The 19,133-nt window shown below is 54.1% G+C and carries 16 protein-coding genes; 7 read left to right on the top strand and 9 right to left on the bottom strand.

Going from position 1 to position 19,133, the window contains the following annotated elements:
- Positions 1–24: 24 nt before the first annotated feature.
- The 3 genes from actP to acs form a co-directional block, all read right to left on the bottom strand.
- Entirely contained in the window at positions 25–1,674 is a 1,650-nt protein-coding gene (gene actP, locus ABVN44_RS08390; RefSeq protein WP_000832536.1) for a cation/acetate symporter ActP, read from the bottom strand.
- On the bottom strand, positions 1,671–1,985 hold the full coding sequence (locus ABVN44_RS08385; RefSeq protein ID WP_000999620.1) for a DUF485 domain-containing protein: 315 nt from the start codon (positions 1,983–1,985) through the stop codon (positions 1,671–1,673). The genes actP and ABVN44_RS08385 overlap by 4 nt, the downstream gene beginning before the upstream one ends.
- 245 nt (positions 1,986–2,230) lie before the next feature.
- Positions 2,231–4,189, bottom strand: coding sequence for an acetate--CoA ligase (acs, locus tag ABVN44_RS08380; protein ID WP_000083877.1), 1,959 nt, complete (start codon positions 4,187–4,189; stop codon positions 2,231–2,233).
- Positions 4,190–4,620: 431 nt separating this feature from the next.
- On the opposite strand from acs, the gene nrfA reads away from it, so the two are divergent.
- From nrfA to gltP, 7 genes are all read left to right on the top strand, one after another.
- On the top strand, positions 4,621–6,057 hold the full coding sequence (gene nrfA, locus ABVN44_RS08375) for an ammonia-forming nitrite reductase cytochrome c552 subunit (RefSeq protein WP_000101771.1): 1,437 nt from the start codon (positions 4,621–4,623) through the stop codon (positions 6,055–6,057).
- A gap of 111 nt (positions 6,058–6,168) precedes the next feature.
- Positions 6,169–6,735, top strand: coding sequence for a cytochrome c nitrite reductase pentaheme subunit (gene nrfB / locus ABVN44_RS08370; protein WP_023231874.1), 567 nt, complete (start codon positions 6,169–6,171; stop codon positions 6,733–6,735).
- On the top strand, positions 6,732–7,403 hold the full coding sequence (nrfC, locus tag ABVN44_RS08365; RefSeq protein ID WP_023231873.1) for a cytochrome c nitrite reductase Fe-S protein: 672 nt from the start codon (positions 6,732–6,734) through the stop codon (positions 7,401–7,403). The genes nrfB and nrfC overlap by 4 nt, the downstream gene beginning before the upstream one ends.
- Entirely contained in the window at positions 7,400–8,356 is a 957-nt protein-coding gene (gene nrfD / locus ABVN44_RS08360) for a cytochrome c nitrite reductase subunit NrfD (protein ID WP_023231872.1), read from the top strand. The genes nrfC and nrfD overlap by 4 nt, the downstream gene beginning before the upstream one ends.
- Positions 8,349–10,571 carry a heme lyase NrfEFG subunit NrfEF gene (nrfEF, locus tag ABVN44_RS08355; RefSeq protein WP_023231871.1) on the top strand — a complete coding sequence of 741 codons (2,223 nt, stop codon included), beginning with the start codon at positions 8,349–8,351 and terminating at the stop codon, positions 10,569–10,571. The genes nrfD and nrfEF overlap by 8 nt, the downstream gene beginning before the upstream one ends.
- Complete coding sequence (gene nrfG / locus ABVN44_RS08350) at positions 10,568–11,188, top strand: heme lyase NrfEFG subunit NrfG (RefSeq protein WP_393954257.1); 621 nt, start codon at positions 10,568–10,570, stop codon at positions 11,186–11,188. The genes nrfEF and nrfG overlap by 4 nt, the downstream gene beginning before the upstream one ends.
- A 344-nt stretch (positions 11,189–11,532) precedes the next feature.
- Positions 11,533–12,843: a glutamate/aspartate:proton symporter GltP gene (gene gltP, locus ABVN44_RS08345; protein ID WP_000793278.1), complete on the top strand. Its 1,311-nt coding sequence runs from the start codon at positions 11,533–11,535 to the stop codon at positions 12,841–12,843.
- 157 nt (positions 12,844–13,000) lie between these two features.
- On the opposite strand, the gene yjcO is transcribed toward gltP, so the two are convergent.
- The 6 genes from yjcO to ABVN44_RS08315 all read right to left on the bottom strand — a co-directional run bounded on the left by yjcO (position 13,001) and on the right by ABVN44_RS08315 (position 19,019).
- Entirely contained in the window at positions 13,001–13,690 is a 690-nt protein-coding gene (yjcO, locus tag ABVN44_RS08340) for a Sel1 family TPR-like repeat protein YjcO (protein WP_000771448.1), read from the bottom strand.
- A gap of 176 nt (positions 13,691–13,866) precedes the next feature.
- A complete protein-coding gene (gene fdhF / locus ABVN44_RS08335) occupies positions 13,867–16,014 on the bottom strand; it encodes a formate dehydrogenase subunit alpha (RefSeq protein ID WP_077248396.1) in 2,148 nt (715 codons plus the stop codon).
- 354 nt (positions 16,015–16,368) lie between these two features.
- Positions 16,369–17,277 carry a lipid A hydroxylase LpxO gene (lpxO, locus tag ABVN44_RS08330; RefSeq protein WP_000457033.1) on the bottom strand — a complete coding sequence of 303 codons (909 nt, stop codon included), beginning with the start codon at positions 17,275–17,277 and terminating at the stop codon, positions 16,369–16,371.
- A gap of 257 nt (positions 17,278–17,534) precedes the next feature.
- Positions 17,535–17,969 carry an aminoalkylphosphonate N-acetyltransferase gene (gene phnO / locus ABVN44_RS08325; RefSeq protein ID WP_001549776.1) on the bottom strand — a complete coding sequence of 145 codons (435 nt, stop codon included), beginning with the start codon at positions 17,967–17,969 and terminating at the stop codon, positions 17,535–17,537.
- 151 nt (positions 17,970–18,120) lie between these two features.
- Positions 18,121–18,564, bottom strand: a complete 444-nt coding sequence (yjdN, locus tag ABVN44_RS08320; RefSeq protein ID WP_023231869.1) for a VOC family metalloprotein YjdN — start codon at positions 18,562–18,564, stop codon at positions 18,121–18,123.
- A gap of 119 nt (positions 18,565–18,683) precedes the next feature.
- Positions 18,684–19,019, bottom strand: a complete 336-nt coding sequence (locus ABVN44_RS08315; protein WP_000056482.1) for a zinc ribbon domain-containing protein YjdM — start codon at positions 19,017–19,019, stop codon at positions 18,684–18,686.
- Positions 19,020–19,133: the final 114 nt, after the last annotated feature.

Raw genomic sequence — 19,133 nt, 5'->3', positions numbered from 1 at the left:
ACAGGGCCGGAGGAAACGGTAAGATTAATGCGCCCGCCCTTGTTGTACGCCGAATCCCGTTTGGGAGCGAATAAACTGAGCGCGGAACTGCTCACGTTCACGGTTGCCTTCTGCCGAGTTATCGGTGGCCGAGAAGAACCAGATCCCCAGGAACGCCACGCTGATAGAGAACAGCGCCGGATACTCATACGGGAAGATTGCTTTTTCGTGGCCGAGGATCTGCACCCAAATGGTAGGGCCAAGAATCATCAGCACCACCGCTGTCAGTAAACCTAACCAGCCGCCCAGCATAGCGCCGCGCGTGGTCAGTTTTGACCAGTACATGGAAAGCAGAATGATGGGGAAGTTGCAGCTCGCGGCGATAGCAAACGCCAGGCCCACCATAAAGGCGATGTTTTGATTTTCAAACAGGACGCCGAGGATAATGGCGATCACGCCCAGCACCAGGACGGTGATTTTCGACACCTTCAGCTCTTCACGTTCGGTTGCGCCTTTGCGGAACACGTTAGCGTACAAATCATGCGACACCGCCGATGCGCCCGCCAGCGTCAGACCGGCGACCACTGCCAGAATGGTGGCAAACGCCACTGCCGAAATAAAGCCGAGGAACAGGTTACCGCCTACCGCGTTGGCCAGATGTACCGCCGCCATGTTATTGCCGCCAATCAGCGCGCCCGCGGCATCTTTATAGGCGGGATTCGCCCCCACCAGCATGATAGCGCCGAAGCCGATAATAAAGGTCAGAATGTAGAAATAGCCCATAAAACCGGTGGCATAGAACACGCTCTTGCGCGCTTCGCGGGCATCGCTGACCGTAAAGAAACGCATCAGAATATGCGGCAAGCCGGCGGTGCCGAACATCAGTCCCAGACCCAACGACAACGCCGAAATCGGATCTTGCACCAACCCTCCTGGGCTCATAATCGCCGTGCCTTTCGGGTGTACCGCCATGGCTTCGGTAAACAGATTATTGAAGCTAAAGCCGACGTGTTTCATCACCATAAAGGCCATAAAACTGGCGCCAAACAGCAACAGGACGGCTTTGATAATTTGCACCCACGTTGTCGCCAGCATCCCGCCGAACAGCACGTACATCATCATCAGCACGCCGACCAGCACTACGGCGATGTGATAGTTGAGGCCGAACAGCAGTTCAATCAGTTTACCGGCGCCGACCATTTGGGCGATGAGATAAAGCGCCACTACTACCAGGGAGCCACAGGCCGAAAGAATACGGATTGGCCCCTGTTTCAGGCGATAAGAGGCAACGTCAGCAAAAGTATAACGTCCCAGATTACGCAGGCGCTCGGCAATCAAAAACAGGATGATTGGCCAGCCGACAAGGAAGCCCAGCGAATAGATCAGCCCGTCATAACCGGAGGTAAACACCAGCGCGGAAATGCCGAGAAATGACGCGGCGGACATATAGTCGCCGGCAATCGCCAGGCCGTTCTGGAACCCGGTGATATTGCCGCCAGCCGTGTAGTAGTCGCTACGGGAACGTACGCGTTTAGAGGCCCAGTAGGTAATACCGAGCGTAAACACGACGAAAATCAAAAACATGATAATCGCCTGCCAGTTGGTGGGCTGGCGTTCAACCGCGCCGCTAATGGCATCCGCCGCATGAGCGGCGAAGGGGAGTGCGGCGGCAAGCGCCGTCAGAACTCTCTTCATAATGCTTTCACCTCATGCAGTACGGCGTTATTAAGACGATCGAATTCGCCGTTCGCCCGCCAGATATAAATTCCGGTTAACACAAAAGAAATCACAATCACCCCGACGCCAATGGGAATTCCTCGGGTGACGCTGGTTCCCGCATGTAGAGGCGTGCCCAGCCAGCCAGGCGCGAAGGCGATCAGTAAAATAAAGCTGATATAAACCGCCAGCATGATAACCGACAGAATCGTGGCAAACCGTTGCCGTTTTTCAACTAATTCCCTGAAACGCGCACTGTCTTCTATCCGCTGATAAATTTGGTCATTCATCACAGAGCTCTCCAGAGGTCCCCCTGCGTCTTTCGCGCTACAGGCGCGTTGGCCGCACTCGCGCGCCCCGGCCACATAGTGAACTTGAACTATGCTGCTGAGGGTGTGCTCGCTTGCCGCCTTCCTGTAACACGAAATCCTTTGAGGGAGGTTTTTTTATATTTCCCTCTCCCGGTTTGAGAGAGGGCAGGGGTAGGGTCGTAGGCCGGATAAAACGCTTTCGCGTTGCCATCCGGCATTTATGGTTATGACGGCATCGCGATGGCCTGCTTCTCTTCGAGCAGTTTCTCCACCACGCCAGGATCGGCGAGAGTCGAGGTATCGCCCAGATTGCTGGTATCGCCCGCCGCGATTTTGCGCAAAATGCGGCGCATAATTTTGCCGGAACGGGTTTTTGGCAGTGAGTCGGTCCAGTGCAGCACGTCCGGCGTCGCCAGTGGGCCAATCTCTTTACGTACCCAGTTGCGCACCTCCGCGTACAGTTCTGGCGACGGCTCCTCGCCGTGGTTGAGCGTCACATAAGCGTAAATCGCCTGGCCTTTGATAGCGTGTGGAATACCCACCACCGCCGCTTCGGCGATCTTCGGATGCGCCACCAGCGCCGATTCGATTTCCGCCGTACCCAGACGGTGGCCGGAGACGTTTAATACGTCATCCACGCGACCGGTGATCCAGTAATAGCCGTCCTCATCGCGACGCGCGCCGTCGCCGCTGAAATACATATTCTTAAAGGTAGAGAAATAGGTCTGCTCAAAACGTTCATGATCGCCGAACAGAGTGCGCGCCTGGCCCGGCCAGGAATCGGTGATGACCAGATTGCCTTCCGTCGCGCCTTCTTGCGGATGGCCTTCGTTATCCACCAGCGCAGGCTGTACGCCAAAGAAAGGACGGGTGGCGGAACCGGCTTTCAGTTCGATAGCGCCTGGTAGCGGCGTGATCATAAAACCGCCTGTTTCAGTCTGCCACCAGGTGTCGACGACCGGACATTTTTCCTTGCCGATCTTCTTCCAGTACCATTCCCACGCTTCGGGATTGATCGGCTCGCCGACGGAACCCAGAATGCGTAGTGAAGAACGGTCGGTGCCTTCAATGGCTTTATCGCCTTCCGCCATCAGCGCGCGGATGGCCGTCGGGGCGGTATAGAGAATGTTGACCTGGTGTTTGTCGACCACCTGGCACATGCGAGCGGGCGTTGGCCAATTCGGCACGCCTTCAAACATTAAGGTGGTCGCGCCGCAGGCCAGCGGGCCATACAACAGATAGCTGTGCCCCGTCACCCAACCCACATCGGCGGTACACCAGTAAATATCGCCAGGGTGATAATCAAAGACATACTTAAAGGTGGTCGCGGCGTAGACCAGATAGCCGCCGGTGGTGTGCAGCACGCCTTTCGGCTTGCCGGTGGAGCCGGAGGTATAAAGGATAAACAGCGGATCTTCGGCATTCATCGCTTCAGGCTGGTGCTCAGGGCTGGCTTTTTCAATCAAATCGCGCCACCACAGGTCGCGGCCTTCTTGCCAGTCAATGTCGCTGCCGGTGCGCTTCAGGACGATCACATGCTCAACGCTAGTGACATTCGGGTTTTTCAGCGCGTCATCGACATTCTTTTTCAGCGGGATACTGCGTCCGGCACGTACACCTTCGTCAGCGGTGATCACCAGCCGCGAGCTGGAGTCGATAATGCGTCCGGCGACGGCTTCCGGCGAGAAGCCCCCGAAGATCACCGAATGCACCGCGCCGATGCGGGCGCAGGCCAACATTGCCACCGCCGCTTCCGGCACCATCGGCATATAAATCGCTACCACATCGCCTTTTTTAATGCCCAGATCCAGCAGCGTATTCGCGAAACGGCAGACATCGCGATGCAGTTCGCGATAAGAGATATGTTTACTCTGCGACGCGTCATCGCCTTCCCAGATAATGGCGGTGCGATCGCCATTTTCCTGCAAATGGCGGTCAAGACAGTTCGCCGCCAGATTCAGCGTGCCGTCCTCGTACCATTTAATCGACACATTGCCTGGCGCAAAGGAGGTGTTTTTCACTTTTTGGTACGGCGTGATCCAATCGAGAATTTTTCCCTGTTCGCCCCAAAACGTATCGGGGTCGTTAATAGACTGTTTATATTTAGTCTCATACTGCTCTGGATTTATCAGGCAACGATCCGCAATGTTGGCGGGAATGGCGTGTTTATGTGTTTGGCTCATGCTGTTGTTCTCCTTGTAGGATGTTAATAATATGTCGCATAAACGTTAAATGTAGGGTCTTAATAAGTTTTGTTTAGTATTTGGGCGACAGATCACGCAAAAAGGGAACTGTGCAAATAAGCAGCAATCTATTTTTTGATTGTGTCCCGCAAAATTAGATAAATTTTCGGGATAACATGACGTTATATGAAATTTTTTAAAAAAGTGATCCGTGTCCGGAAATCAGAAAAGAGAGGGAGTTTTGTCCAGGTTACTAACTCTAAAGTGGTATTTTACATACACTTACAATTGATTAAAGACAACATTTTAAGTGTGGTTATTTGTTACACATAGAGGAGATCAATGTAATAACAGTATTTGTGCGGTTGCTGTTATGGAAAACGATAAAAAATCGCCATTAAAGATAATGGCGCAATCTGGATGAGACCTCTATGGCAAGGAAAACACTACGCGCACGCCGTTTCTTCAGCCTTATATTTCCTTTTTTCTTCATTACCTCTGTTTACGCTGAGCAAACGCCTGAATCCGCAAAAACCGTTACTGTTGAAGCGAAAAATGAAATGTTCGCGCCTCAACACCCCGACCAATATCAGTCATGGAAAGCGACGTCAGAACAGTCTGCCCGTGAAGATGCGCTGGCGGAAGACCCTCGTCTGGTGATCCTGTGGGCGGGCTATCCCTTCTCCCGTGACTACAACAAACCACGCGGCCACGCGTATGCGGTAACTGACGTGCGCGAAACGCTGCGTACCGGCGCGCCAAAAACGGCGGAAGACGGCCCGCTGCCGATGGCCTGCTGGAGTTGTAAAAGCCCCGATGTCGCGCGCCTTATCCAACAAGAAGGCGAAGACGGCTACTTCCATGGCAAATGGGCGCGCGGCGGCCCGGAAATTGTCAACGATTTGGGCTGTGCCGACTGTCATAACACCGCGTCGGACGATTTCGCCCAAGGGAAGCCCGCGTTAACGTTGTCGCGCCCCTATGCTGAACGGGCGATGGAGGCTATCGGCAAACCGTTTGATAAAGCGGGTCGCTTTGATCAGCAATCGATGGTCTGCGGCCAGTGCCACGTGGAGTACTACTTTGACGGTAAAAACAAAGCCGTTAAGTTCCCGTGGGACGAAGGCATGAAGGTCGAAAATATGGAGCAATACTACGACACTATCGCCTTCTCTGACTGGACTAACTCTCTGTCGAAAACCCCGATGCTCAAAGCGCAGCACCCGGAATATGAAACCTGGAGCGCGGGCATTCACGGTAAGAACAACGTGACCTGTATCGACTGCCACATGCCGAAAGTACAGAACGCCGAAGGCAAGCTCTACACCGACCATAAAATCGGCAACCCGTTCGACAATTTCGCGCAAACCTGCGCCAACTGCCACACCCAGGACAAAGCGTCCCTGCAAAAAGTGGTCGCCGAGCGTAAACAGGCGATTCATGACCTGAAAATCAAGGTTGAAGATCAGCTGGTACATGCGCACTTCGAAGCGAAAGCCGCATGGGATGCGGGGGCGACAGACGCGGAAATGAAACCGATTCTGAACGATATTCGCCACGCGCAGTGGCGTTGGGATCTGGCGATTGCGTCACACGGTATTCATATGCATGCCCCGGAAGAAGGTCTACGGATGTTAGGCAGTGCGATGGATAAAGCCGCGGATGCCCGAACTAAACTGGCGCGACTGCTGGCGACCAAAGGCATTACCCATGAAATTCCGCTGCCGGATATTTCGACGAAAGAGAAGGCGCAGAAAGCGATTGGTTTGAATATGCAACAAATCAACGCGGAGAAGCAGGACTTCCTGAAAACGGTCGTACCGCAGTGGGAAGATCAGGCGCGTAAAAACGGTCTGTTAAGCCAATAACCTCACATGTGACAAATTTGCCGGATGACAGCGCAAGCGCTTTATCCGGCCTACAGAAGTCTTGTAGGCCTTAAAGCTGCGCGCCATCAGGCATTATGTAATGGAGTGAATATGAGCGTATTACGTTCGTTATTAACTGCTGGGGTGCTGGCGTCAGGCCTGTTCTGGAGCCTGAGTGGAGTTACTGCCACGCCAACGCCGCAGGAGTCGGATCAACGCTGGACGGTCACCCAGCAGCGTAATCCGGATGCTGCCTGTCTGGACTGTCACAAACCGGACACCGAAGGTATGCACGGTAAACATACGGGCGCTATCAACCCGAACAATAAATTGCCGATAACCTGTACCAACTGCCACGGTCAACCGTCGCTTCACCACCGTGAAGGGGTGAAAGATGTGATGCGTTTTAACGACCCGATGTATACGGTAGAGCAGCAGAACAGCGTCTGTATGTCCTGCCACTTGCCTGAACAACTGCAAAAAGCGTTCTGGCCGCACGATGTTCATGTTACTAAAGTGACCTGCGCCAGTTGCCATTCCCTGCATCCGCAGCAAGACACGATGCAGACGCTAAGCGAGAAAGGGCGGATCAAAATATGCGTGGATTGCCACAGCGATCAGCGTACTAACCCGCACTTTAACCCGGCGTCCGTTCCGTTGCTTAAGGAGCAGCCATGAGTTGCACCCGACGTCAATTTATTACCCGCGTCGGCGCGCTGGCGGTGGTCAGTGGGATGGCAGGACGCGTTGTAGCGAACACGTTGAATATTAATGGCGTGCGTTATGGCATAGTACACGATGAGTCATTATGCATCGGCTGCACGGCCTGCATGGATGCCTGTCGGGAAGTCAACAACGTGCCGGAAGGCGTATCGCGCCTGACGATTATTCGCAGCGAGCCGCAGGGGACGTTTCCTGATGTGAAATATCGCTTCTTCCGCCACTCGTGCCAGCATTGCGACCATGCCCCCTGCGTTGACGTCTGCCCGACGGGGGCATCATTCCGCGATGCCGCCAGCGGTATTGTCGACGTGAATCCGGACCTTTGCGTCGGCTGCCAGTACTGCATTGCCGCGTGTCCCTACCGCGTGCGCTTTATCCATCCGGTCAGTAAGACAGCGGATAAATGCGATTTCTGCCGGAAAACCAACCTGAAAGCGAGCAAACAGCCCGCCTGCGTTGAGTCATGCCCGACGAAGGCGCTGACGTTTGGTAATCTGGACGATCCCAACAGCGATATCTCCCGTTTGTTGCGGCAAAAAACCACCTATCGTTACAAGCTGGCGCTGGGCACAAAACCGAAGGTCTACCGCGTTCCCTTTAACTATGGGGAGGTGAGCCAATGACATCCGCTTCTGCATTTCATTTTGCATCACTGGTGTGGGACTGGCCCATCGCCATCTATCTGTTTCTGATTGGCATCTCCGCCGGACTGGTTACGTTGGCGATTCTGCTGCGCCGCTTCCATCCGGAGGCGGGCGGTTCGGACAGCACGCTGCTGCGCACTACGCTGGTGTTAGGGCCGGGGGCGATTATCTTCGGTCTGCTGATTCTGGTCTTTCACCTGACGCGCCCGTGGACCTTCTGGAAGCTGATGTTCCACTACAGCTTTACCTCGGTGATGTCGATGGGGGTGATGCTGTTCCAGTTGTACATGGTAGTGCTGGTGCTGTGGCTGGCGAAAATCTTTGAAAAAGAGGTGATTGCCCTGCAACAGCGTTGGCTGCCGCGGTTAGAGATCGTGCAGAAAGTGTTGGCGCTAATAACGCCGTTTCATCGCGCGCTGGAGACGTTAATGCTGGTGCTGGCGGTCCTGCTCGGGGCGTACACCGGCTTTCTGCTGTCGGCGCTGAAATCCTATCCGTTCCTGAATAACCCGATCCTGCCGGTACTATTCCTGTTCTCTGGAATTTCCTCCGGTGCGGCGGTGGCGCTGATCGTTATGGCGTTACGCCATCGTAGCAACCCGCACAGCACTGAGGCGCGCTTTGTACATCGCATGGAAACCCCGGTGGTATGGCTGGAGATCTTCCTGCTGGCGGCCTTTTTTATCGGGCTGGCGCTGGGCGATGACGGCAAAATGCGCGCGCTGGCGGCGGCGCTGGGCGGCGGATTCTGGAGCTGGTGGTTCTGGCTCGGCGTCGTAGGGCTGGGATTGATTATCCCGCTGCTGCTGAAACCCTGGGCAAATCGTAGCGTCACGTTTCACGGCGTGCTGGCCGTTTGCGGCGCCAGTTTGACCGGCGTGCTGCTGCTGCGCTTTTTCATTCTTTATGCGGGACAGCTAACGGTTGCATAATCTGGACATCTTCCTTCCTGAAGCCGGATTTCTGGCGCTGTTGTTGAGTCTCGGGGTCAACGTGCTGACCCCGCTGGCGACGTGGTGCGGGATGGGGCTGCACTGGCGCGGCGTCATGCGCCTGACGACCTGCGGCGCGTGGACGGCGTTCACGCTGCTGCTACTGGCGTTTGCGATTCTGGTTAGCTGTTTTCTGACCAGCGATTTTTCGGTCGTTTATGTTGCGCAGCATAGCCATAGTCAGTTGTCATGGGGACTGAAACTGGCGGCGGTATGGGGCGGTCATGAAGGCTCGCTCCTGCTGTGGGCGCTGCTTCTTTCGGGATGGACGGCGCTATTCGCCTGGCGCTCCCTGCATGAATCTGACGCGCTTTTTCCGCTGACCCTGAGCATCTTGTCCCTCATTATGGCTTCGCTGCTGCTATTTATTGTGCTGTGGTCCGATCCGTTCCTGCGTATTTTCCCTCCCGCCATGGAAGGGCGCGACCTTAATCCCATGCTGCAACATCTGGGGCTGATCTTACATCCGCCGCTGCTCTATCTGGGTTATGGCGGCCTGATGACCGCGGCGAGCGTAGCGCTGGCTTCGCTACTGTGCGGCGGCTTTAACGCGGCAACCGCCTGGGTGTGCTGGCGTTGGGCGTTACCCGGTTGGTGCGCTCTGACGCTGGGGATCATTCTCGGATCGTGGTGGGCGTATTGCGAACTGGGCTGGGGCGGCTGGTGGTTCTGGGACCCGGTGGAAAATGCCTCGTTGTTGCCGTGGCTTGCCGCCAGCGCGTTGCTGCACAGTCTGTATGTCAGCCGCCAGCGCGGGAGCTTCCGTCACTGGTCGTTGCTGCTGGCGATACTGACGCTGATCCTCTCGTTGCTGGGAACGCTGATTGTGCGTTCCGGCATTCTTGTTTCGGTACATGCCTTTGCGCTGGATAACGTGCGCGCGGTGCCGCTGTTTACCCTTTTTGCCGCGTTAAGTCTGGCATCGCTTGCTCTGTACGGCTGGCGGGCTCGGGAGCCGTATCCCACGACGCGTTTGGGCGGCGGAAAGTGCGAAACGCTCATTCTGACGACGCTGCTGCTCTTTAGCGCCGTCTTGTTGATCGTGCTGGTCGGGACGCTCTACCCCATGATTTATGGTTTGATGGGCTGGGGAAGGCTTTCGGTGGGCGCGCCCTATTTTAATCGCGTCACGCTGCCGTTTGGCCTGCTGATGCTGGTAGTTATCGTGCTGGCGACAATCAGAAGCCGCAAAGTCTCTGTGCGTTGTCAGCTTCCGGCATTGCTGGCGCATACGGGCGTATTTATCTTCGCCGCCGGGATCATGGTTTCCAGCGGTAGTCGGCATGAAATCAGCCTTAACCTCAGCCCCAGTCAGCAGGTAGTACTGGCGGGCTATACCTTTCGTTTCGAGCGTCTGGATCTGGAGGCCAAAGGCAACTACACCAGTGAAAAAGCGCTGATCACGTTGTGGCGGAATGAAAAACGCATTGGCAGCCTGCAGCCTGAAAGGCGCTTCTATGCCGCGCGTCGTCAACAGATGATGGAGCCGGGGATTCACTGGAACCTGCTACATGACTGGTACGCGGTGATGGGCGAAAAAACCGGACCGGATCGTTACGCCATGCGCTTATACGTGCAGACCGGCGTGCGCTGGATCTGGGGAGGGGGATTGTTGATGGTGTGTGGCGCGCTGCTGAGCGGATGGCGGGGGAGGAAGCATCCTGAGTTATTGCCTGATGGCGCTGCGCTTATCAGGCCTACGAGTGAAAAGCATGGTAGGCCGGATAAGGCGTTCACGCCGCCATCCGGCAAGACGATGTTACTTGTGGCTTTTCTGATTTTTCTGCCTTTTAGCACCCACGCCCAGGTGGTGGATACCTGGCGCTTTGACAATCCGCAACAGCAGGAAAAAGCGCTGTCTATTGCCGGTCAACTGCGCTGTCCGCAGTGTCAGAACCAGAATTTGCTGGAATCCAATGCGCCCGTGGCGGTCAGTATGCGCCATCAGGTTTACAGCATGGTGGCCGAAGGTAAAAGCGAAGCGGAAATCACCGCCTGGATGACCGAGCGTTATGGTGATTTCGTGCGCTACAACCCGCCGTTGAATGAGCAAACGCTGCTGTTGTGGGCGCTGCCGTACCTGCTGTTATTGCTGGTGGGTGTGGTGGCCTGGCGGGTGAGAAAGCGTCAGCACGCAGAAAAGGGGGAACAATGAGCCAGTCTGAACACTCCACTGCGCCGTTACGTCCCATGCCCGTAAAGCGTCTGGCGGCTGCGGCGGTGTTGATGGTGGCTGCCTGTGTCGGCGGCTATCTGTTGACGCCGAAATGGCAGGCTGTGCGTAGCGAGCAACAGCGTCAGGCCGATCCGCTACGTGACTTTACGAACCCGCAAACGCCAGAGGCGCAGCTTTCCAGGCTGCAAGAAAAAATCCGCGCCAATCCGCAGGATAGCGAGCAATGGGCGCGGCTGGGCGAGTATTATCTCTATCGCAATGCGTATGACAATGCGCTGCTGGCATATCGTCAGGCGTTGCGTCTGCGAGGCGATAACGCGCAGCTTTTCGCCGCGCTGGCAACGGTGCTGTATTACCAGGCCGGGCAACATATGACGCCTGCGACGCGTGAAATGATTAATAAAGCGTTAGCGCTGGATGCGACAGAAGTGACCGCGCAGATGCTGCTGGCGGCGGATGCGTTTATGCAGGCGGATTATGCGCAAGCCGTGTCGCTGTGGCAAACCTTACTGGATGCCAACTCGCCGCGAGTGAACCGCGCGCAGCTGGTAGAGGCCATTAATTTGGCTAAATTGTTACAAAATCGGCAGAAATAATTTTTTCTTTTTTGTGACTTTTGTCATGTGTGCTGTTTAAAAAAACGGCGAATGAGACACAAGTAAAAATTAATTACCTCAGTGTATTATTCGTTTTTGACGAAGTAAAAAACTTTCCATAACAAATAGTTATTCATCATTAACGCCATAAACTCGCGTTATTATGCATAAAAACAGCCAAAAGCCCTGTTATGAAAGGGTTGCGCAAGACGCTATGCAAATGATACTGATTATGCGCGTTAAAAAACTCTACAAACCAACGCAACACAAATCATACCCTTTCAGTATGTATTGCTCTCATGCTTTCGGCGGAGAGCAACGCTTCATCGAGGAAGTCTGTTGTTATGAAAAATTTGAAAGTCAGCCTGGCCTGGCAAATTTTGCTGGCTATGGTGCTGGGCATTCTGTTGGGCAGCTATCTGCATTATCACAGTGACAGTCGTGAATGGCTGATTGCCAACCTGCTGTCGCCTGCTGGCGATATCTTTATCCATCTGATTAAAATGATCGTCGTGCCGATCGTGATCTCGACTCTGATTGTCGGCATCGCCGGCGTTGGCGATGCAAAACAGCTAGGCCGTATCGGCGCCAAAACCATTCTCTATTTTGAACTGATCACTACGGTGGCGATTATCCTCGGCATTACGCTGGCGAATGTCTTTCAGCCAGGCTCAGGCATTGATATGTCGCAACTGGCGACCGTCGATATTTCGAAATACCAGAACACCACGGCGGAAGTACAAAGTCATGCGCATGGGCTGATGGGGACGATACTGTCGCTGGTGCCGACCAATATCATCGCATCGATGGCCAAAGGGGATATGCTGCCAATTATCTTTTTCTCGGTCCTGTTTGGGCTGGGGTTGTCGTCCCTGCCGGCAACGCACCGCGAACCGCTGGTGACGGTATTTCGTTCCATCTCTGAAACCATGTTTAAAGTCACCCATATGGTGATGCGCTATGCGCCAGTGGGCGTTTTTGCGCTGATCGCCGTCACGGTGGCGAATTTTGGTTTCGCGTCGCTGTGGCCGCTGGCGAAACTGGTGCTGCTGGTACACTTTGCCATTATCTTCTTTGCGCTTGTAGTGCTGGGCATCGTGGCGCGCCTGTGCGGGTTAAGTATCTGGATTCTGATTCGCATTCTGAAAGATGAATTGATTCTGGCGTACTCGACCGCCAGCTCCGAGAGCGTGCTGCCGCGCATTATCGAGAAGATGGAAGCTTACGGCGCACCAGCCTCTATCACCAGTTTCGTGGTACCGACCGGTTACTCATTTAACCTCGACGGCTCCACGTTATACCAGAGCATCGCCGCCATTTTTATCGCGCAGCTATACGGTATCGACCTGTCGCTGTGGCAGGAAATTGTACTGGTGCTGACGCTGATGGTGACGTCGAAAGGGATTGCCGGCGTGCCTGGCGTTTCCTTCGTGGTGTTACTGGCGACGCTGGGCAGCGTGGGCATTCCGCTGGAAGGGCTGGCGTTTATCGCTGGTGTCGACCGTATCCTCGACATGGCGCGTACTGCGCTAAATGTGGTGGGGAATGCGCTGGCGGTGCTGGTGATCGCCAAGTGGGAACACAAGTTTGACCGCAAAAAAGCGCTGGCTTACGAGCGCGACGTGCTGGGCAAATTTGATAAGACCGCCCAATAACGGATTGCCGGATGGCGCTTTGCTTATCCGGCCTACAGCGAAAGAGAATGTAGGCCGGATAAGGCGTTCACGCTGCCACCCGGCAACCTACTCCGGGTTGCCTGATGGCGCTACGCTTATCAGGCCTACAACGACTACGTTCATCCGACAATAAACATCAGCCATTTGTTAGCGTTTCGAACTCTTCGCAACCGGTATCAAACCCTTCCAGACAGCTTAGATTCAACCAGTGCAACGCCTTCTGCTTATTCTTTTCAATAAAGCCCGGTTCACCGTTTAAAAACATCATTCCCGCCCAGTATTCTGAATAGCCGGTACGGGAAATGGCGGAACTGCGTTTGAAATACCAGGCGGCTTTTTCATCATCGGCGGCAATGCCCACGCCGTTGGCGTAAATCAGGCCAAGCAACATTTGCGCATCCACCGCGGAGTCGTTATCCAGATCTTCAGAGGCCTTTTGCAGCAGCGAGATGGCTTTTGGGTAGTCCGGGCGCCCGGCCTGGGTGTTGACCAGGATCCGCGCCAGCGTAATTTCTCCCGCTTTACTGCCCGCGTTAGCCGCCTTTTCAGCCAGCTTTTTCGCGTCGGGATAATCCAGGCTTACCGGATTAGTGATTTTGATTTGCGCCAGTAGCGCGCAGGCGTCGGCGTCGCCACTGTCGGCGGCTTTTTGCGCCCAGTATTCAGCTTTGTTCAAATCGCCATAGCTCAACCAACTGTCGGCCAGAAAATATTGTGCGCGTTTGTCACCTGCCTCTGCTGCCTGCAAATACTGGCTACCCGGCTCAGGATCTGCGGCATGGGCAAAGAATGTCATAAACAACATCAATGCAAGAAGTAGTTTCATTTTGAATTTTATTTAGGGTACGGAAAAGACAGTATAAAGAGATCGTATGGATAAAAAAACAGCCTCCGGACGGAGGCTGTTATAGGGAAAATGCCTGATGGCGATGCTAATGCATCTTATCAGGCCTACAGTAGACGCAGGCCGAATAAAGCATTCTGATGCCGCCATCCGGCAGATCAACCCACTGCGCTTTCGCGCAGGCGGGTTTTCAGCTTGTTGTACTCATCAATCACATACTGCTCGGCGGCTCGCTGATCGGCGATCGGCTCAACGCGTACGGCGCAGTATTTGTACTCCGGCGTTTTGGTAATCGGGCTGAGGTTTTCAGTCACCAGCTCGTTACAGGCGCCAATCCACCACTGGTAGGTCATGTAAATCGCCCCTTTGTTTGGGCGATCGCTGACCTGCGCGCGGGTGATGATTTTGCCTTTGCGCGAATGAACCCACACCAGCGCTTCATCTTCAATGCCCAGACGCGCGGCGTCGGCGGTATTGATTTGCGCATAGCCCGGTTCATCGGCCAGCGCGGCCAGCGCCGCACAGTTACCGGTCATTGAGCGGCAGGAGTAGTGGCCGACTTCGCGCACCGTCGACAGTACCATCGGGTACTCTTCGGTGAGTTTATCGATAGGCGCTACCCAGTCGCAGGTGAAGAACTGCGCCAGACCGTTGGGGGTATCGAACTTCTCTTTAAAGAGGTACGAGGTTCCCTGATCGGCATCCGACGTGTCGCGGCATGGCCACTGGATATAGCCCAGTTCGCCCATCTTCTCGTAAGTGGCGCCGTAGAAATCCGGGCACAGATGACGCAACTCATCCCAGATTTCCTGGGTATTGTTGTAGTGCATCGGATAGCCCATCCGGGTGGCGATTTCACTGATAATCTGCCAGTCGGTTTTCAGGTCCCACTTCGGTTCAACGGCTTTAAAGAAGCGCTGGAAGCCACGGTCAGCCGCAGAGAAGACGCCTTCATGCTCGCCCCAGGAGGTGGAGGGTAAAATCACATCCGCCGCCGACGCGGTTTTGGTCATGAAGATATCCTGCACGATGACCAGTTCCAGATCCTCAAACGCTTTACGTACTGCAGAGAGTTCCGCATCGGTTTGCAGCGGATCTTCACCCATAATGTACGCCGCGCGCACTTCGCCATGCGCCGCACGGTGCGGCAGCTCGCTGATGCGATAGCCGGTATGCGCAGGCAGACTTTCTACGCCCCAGGCTTTAGCGAACTTCTCGCGGTTTTCCGGGAACTTAACGTACTGGTAGCCCGGATAAGTATCCGGCAGCGCGCCCATATCGCACGCGCCCTGAACGTTGTTCTGGCCGCGAACCGGGTTAACGCCCGCGCTTGGCTTGCCGAGGTTGCCGGTCAGCATCGCGAGGCTGGTCAGTGAACGCACGGTTTCCACACCCTGATAGAACTGGGTGACGCCCATACCCCACAAGATCGCTGCGCTTTTCGCGCTGGCATACATCCGCGCCGCCTGACGAATTTCCTGTGCGCTCACGCCAGTGATCTCTTCGACGGACTCCGGCGTATAGCCTTCGACAATCTTACTGTACTCTTCAAAACCTTCGGTACGGCTGGCGACAAACGCTTTGTCGTACAGGTTTTCTTCAATAATGACATGCCCCATGGCGTTGAGCAGCGCGATATTCGAGCCGTTTTTCAACGCGATATGCATGTCGGCAATGCGCGCGGTTTCAATTTTGCGCGGATCGCAGACGATAATTTTCGCCCCGTTGCGTTTAGCGTTAATCACATGATTCGCCACGATAGGGTGGGAATCCGCCGGGTTATACCCGAAGACGAACACTAAATCAGTGTTATCAATTTCGTTAATCGCATTACTCATTGCGCCGTTACCGACCGATTGGTGCAGACCTGCAACCGATGGGCCGTGTCAGACGCGAGCGCAGCAGTCAACGTTATTGGTACCAATAACGGCGCGTGCGAATTTTTGCATTACATAGTTGGTTTCATTTCCGGTACCGCGAGAGGAGCCGGTTGTCTGGATTGCATCCGGACCGTACTTCGCTTTGATGGCGCTCAAACGTTCAGCGACGTAATTGAGCGCTTCATCCCAGGAAACAGATTCCAGTTTGCCGCCACGCTGGCGACGGATCATTGGGGTTTTCAGGCGCGGGGTCAGGATCTGGGTATCATTAATAAAATCCCAGCCGTAGTAGCCCTTCAGACACAGGGTACCCTGGTTGGTTTTCCCCTGCGCCGCCTCAGCCCGGACGATTTTGCCGTTATCGACCACCAGATTGATTTTGCAACCTGATGCGCAATACGGGCAAACCGTGACGACTTTTTTCATCGGTTTCGCTCCAGTTAATCAAATCGCGCATACGCGCTGTCGCCCTCAGTATGCATGTTTTATGCCACTTTTTTAGTATGGGCTTTCCCTGATATTACGGGCGAATTTTGCTCAAAACCCTGACGAAAAACAGGCTATCGTCAGTTTTGACGTGTCGAAAGAAAATGCCGCATGACATTTATTATGGGGAGAAACGCTGAGCGCAGGCCAGATAAGGCGGAGCCGCCATCCGGCAATCTGCTCTGCCTGAAGTGGAAATTATCCGGATGGATAGATTCAAGGCCAGGGAACGCTTTGAGACTAACGCCAGGATAGAACAGGCCGCGGCAGGCAGTTTCATACCGCGGCCCGGCTTCAGAGGAGGCTGAAAAGGATTATCGCGGCAAAAATAGCGGCAATAACGAGATATTTCAGCGCGTAATAGAGAGTGCGGTTTTTCTTTTTCAGCCGTTGCCCGGCATCGCGTGCTGCGTGAACGTATTTAAAGATGCGATTAATCGCACCGGTGCGATCGTTCTCGTCGTTTGGCGAACTGGCGGCGGACATCAACGATGCGCCGACCCAGTGGTTTACGCTCTGCGCCCAGCGCCATTTCATTGGGCGCTCAATATCGCAAAAGAGGATAATACGCGTCTGCTCAGTTTTATTTTCCGCCCAATGAACGTAGGTTTCGTCGAAGATGACGGCTTCGCCGTCGCGCCAGCTATGGCGCTGTCGATCAACTTCAATAAAACAGCGGTCGTCATTCGGTGTGCTTAATCCAAGATGGTAACGTACTGAACCGGCATAGGGGTCGCGATGTTTTCCCAGATAGGCTCCGGGAGGCAACTCGGCGAACATCGCCGCTTTAATAGAGGGGACGCTGTTGACCAGCTTTGTCGTTATCGGGCATAACGTTTCCGCCGACGGGTGGGCATCGGAATACCATTTAAGGTAAAACCGTTTCCAGCCGCGCTTGAAAAAGGTGTTGAATCCGGCGTCGTTATTGGCCTGCGCGGCTTTTATGTGATGCTGAAGCCGTAGCGCCTCTTCACGAATCACCTGCCAGTTTTCCGTCAGCTTCTGCAGCTCTGGAAATGCCGTGGTATCAAAGTACGGCTGCTTTGCCGGTAACGTTGAGAAGCGAGTCATGAACATATTGATCGGCGCCATAAACGTCGAGTGGTCAAAGAGCTGACGGGAAAGTTTTTGTTTTTCCACACCGCGTGAATGCGCATAAATGACGCTGATAATAAAAATACCGATAATGATTGCTGCGAACATAACGTCACTGTCCTTCTAAGAAAACCTCATCCCGGGATTTTCAGGCAACCCTCCCGGTGATGCCAAAGAGAAAAGTGTAGTTCGTTGACAATAAATTTACATTTCTACAACTTAAAAGGGCCATTTTTGTTAAAGAAGCGAGTCAGCTCGTTTAACCTTTATCCAGGCTTGCCGACAGTAGAATTAAGATGGCTCCGCTACTTCACCCGGTGATGGCTGATTACGTTATGCCTTATCTCCCGATGACGGCTGCCAGATCACAATGCTTTCGTAAACCGAAAATGACTTTGCTTGTAACCTTCGCGAAGATAAAAACGGTGTGCATCGCGGCGTTTAATATTTGTGGAAAGCTCCGTTAGCTCGGCGCCCGCCTGACGTGCTTCTTCTTCTGCCCAGGCCAGAAGCTGACTGCCAACTTTTTGTCCCCGCATCTGCGGTAATACCACCAGCTCCTGAATTTCGCCAATCCAGTTGGCATGATGGAGATGAAACTGCATATGCAGGCTGATCATGCCGACTACCTCTCCGTTGCGCAGCGCTAAACGATAATGAACGTTGGGGTCCAGTAAATTAGCGGCAAATCCATCCCTGAAAGCCTGATAATCAAGCTCATTTTTAAGTAACTCACAGATAAGCGCGTAAACAGAATCGGTATCCTCTGTTGTCGCGTGGCGTAATTCACAGACTGGCATAATGTCCTCCCGACGCTTCATCAGGATCAACCATCTTTCGCCAGACTGTAGCAAACTACCGTCATTATTTATTCTATGGCAGTTAAACGGCGGATAACGTGCAGCCAAAGATCACTCTGATGGCAAGGGGGAGGGCGAGCCTCCCGGGGAGTTAGGTGGCAGGCTGATGTTTAACCACGTTAATCATCCACGGCACACCGAAACGATCGCTGACCTTGCCGAAACCCTGCGCCCAGAAAGTCTCCTGCCAGTCCATTTCGATTTGCCCTTGTGCGGCAAGGTTATCAAACCAGCGCTTCCCTTCTGCTACATCCTGGGTATCAAGCACCAGCGTAACGCCGGAATAATGCGCCCTTCCCGACGCGCTGGCATCACTCATCATGATATCGCTGCCGGCAATGCGCATGTTGGCGTGGGCGATAGCAGTATCGGGAAAGCGCATTCCTGACGGGCAGCCCTCTTCGTTATCCGCCGCCGAGGGGGGCATTTCACCGAAGCTGAGTTTATAAAGCAGTTCTGCGCCTAACGTTTGTTGATAATACGCGATGGCGTCGGCACAGTTGCCGGCAAAAGAGAGATAGGGACTTAACGGCATGATGGTTACCTCAGGTAAGAGATGCTCGTTAAGTGTAGTTCGAAATTGGCACAATATTGTCGGTGGCAGGGCCGCTCAGGCCCGGTAAGCAAGGCGCTACCGGGCAATGACACGGTAAATCAGTTCTTTTTCACGAACTCGGATTTCAGTTTCATCGGGCCAAAACCATCGATTTTGCAGTCGATGTTATGGTCGCCTTCAACCAGACGAATGTTCTTCACTTTGGTGCCGATTTTCAGCATGGAAGAGCTGCCTTTTACTTTCAGATCTTTCACGATGGTGACGCTATCGCCGTCCGCCAGCAGGTTGCCGTTGGCGTCTTTGACAATCAGTTCATCGCTCTCCTGAGCGGGTTCCGCATCGTTCCATTCGTGAGCGCATTCCGGGCAGATGAACATGCCGTTATCTTCGTAGGTATATTCGGAGTTACATTGCGGGCAGTGGGGTAATGACATGTTGGTATCCTCAAAAAGTCAGCGGGGGCAAACGCGCCCAAAAATGGCAGATCGCCGAAAAAGGCCGCAATTATACACAAAATCCTTAGCGTTGTCGGGACTATTGCCGCTTTT

Source organism: Salmonella sp. SJTUF15570 (assembly GCF_043357055.1).
GTDB lineage: Bacteria > Pseudomonadota > Gammaproteobacteria > Enterobacterales > Enterobacteriaceae > Salmonella > Salmonella enterica.
This window is presented reverse-complemented; position numbering and strand designations above follow the sequence as displayed.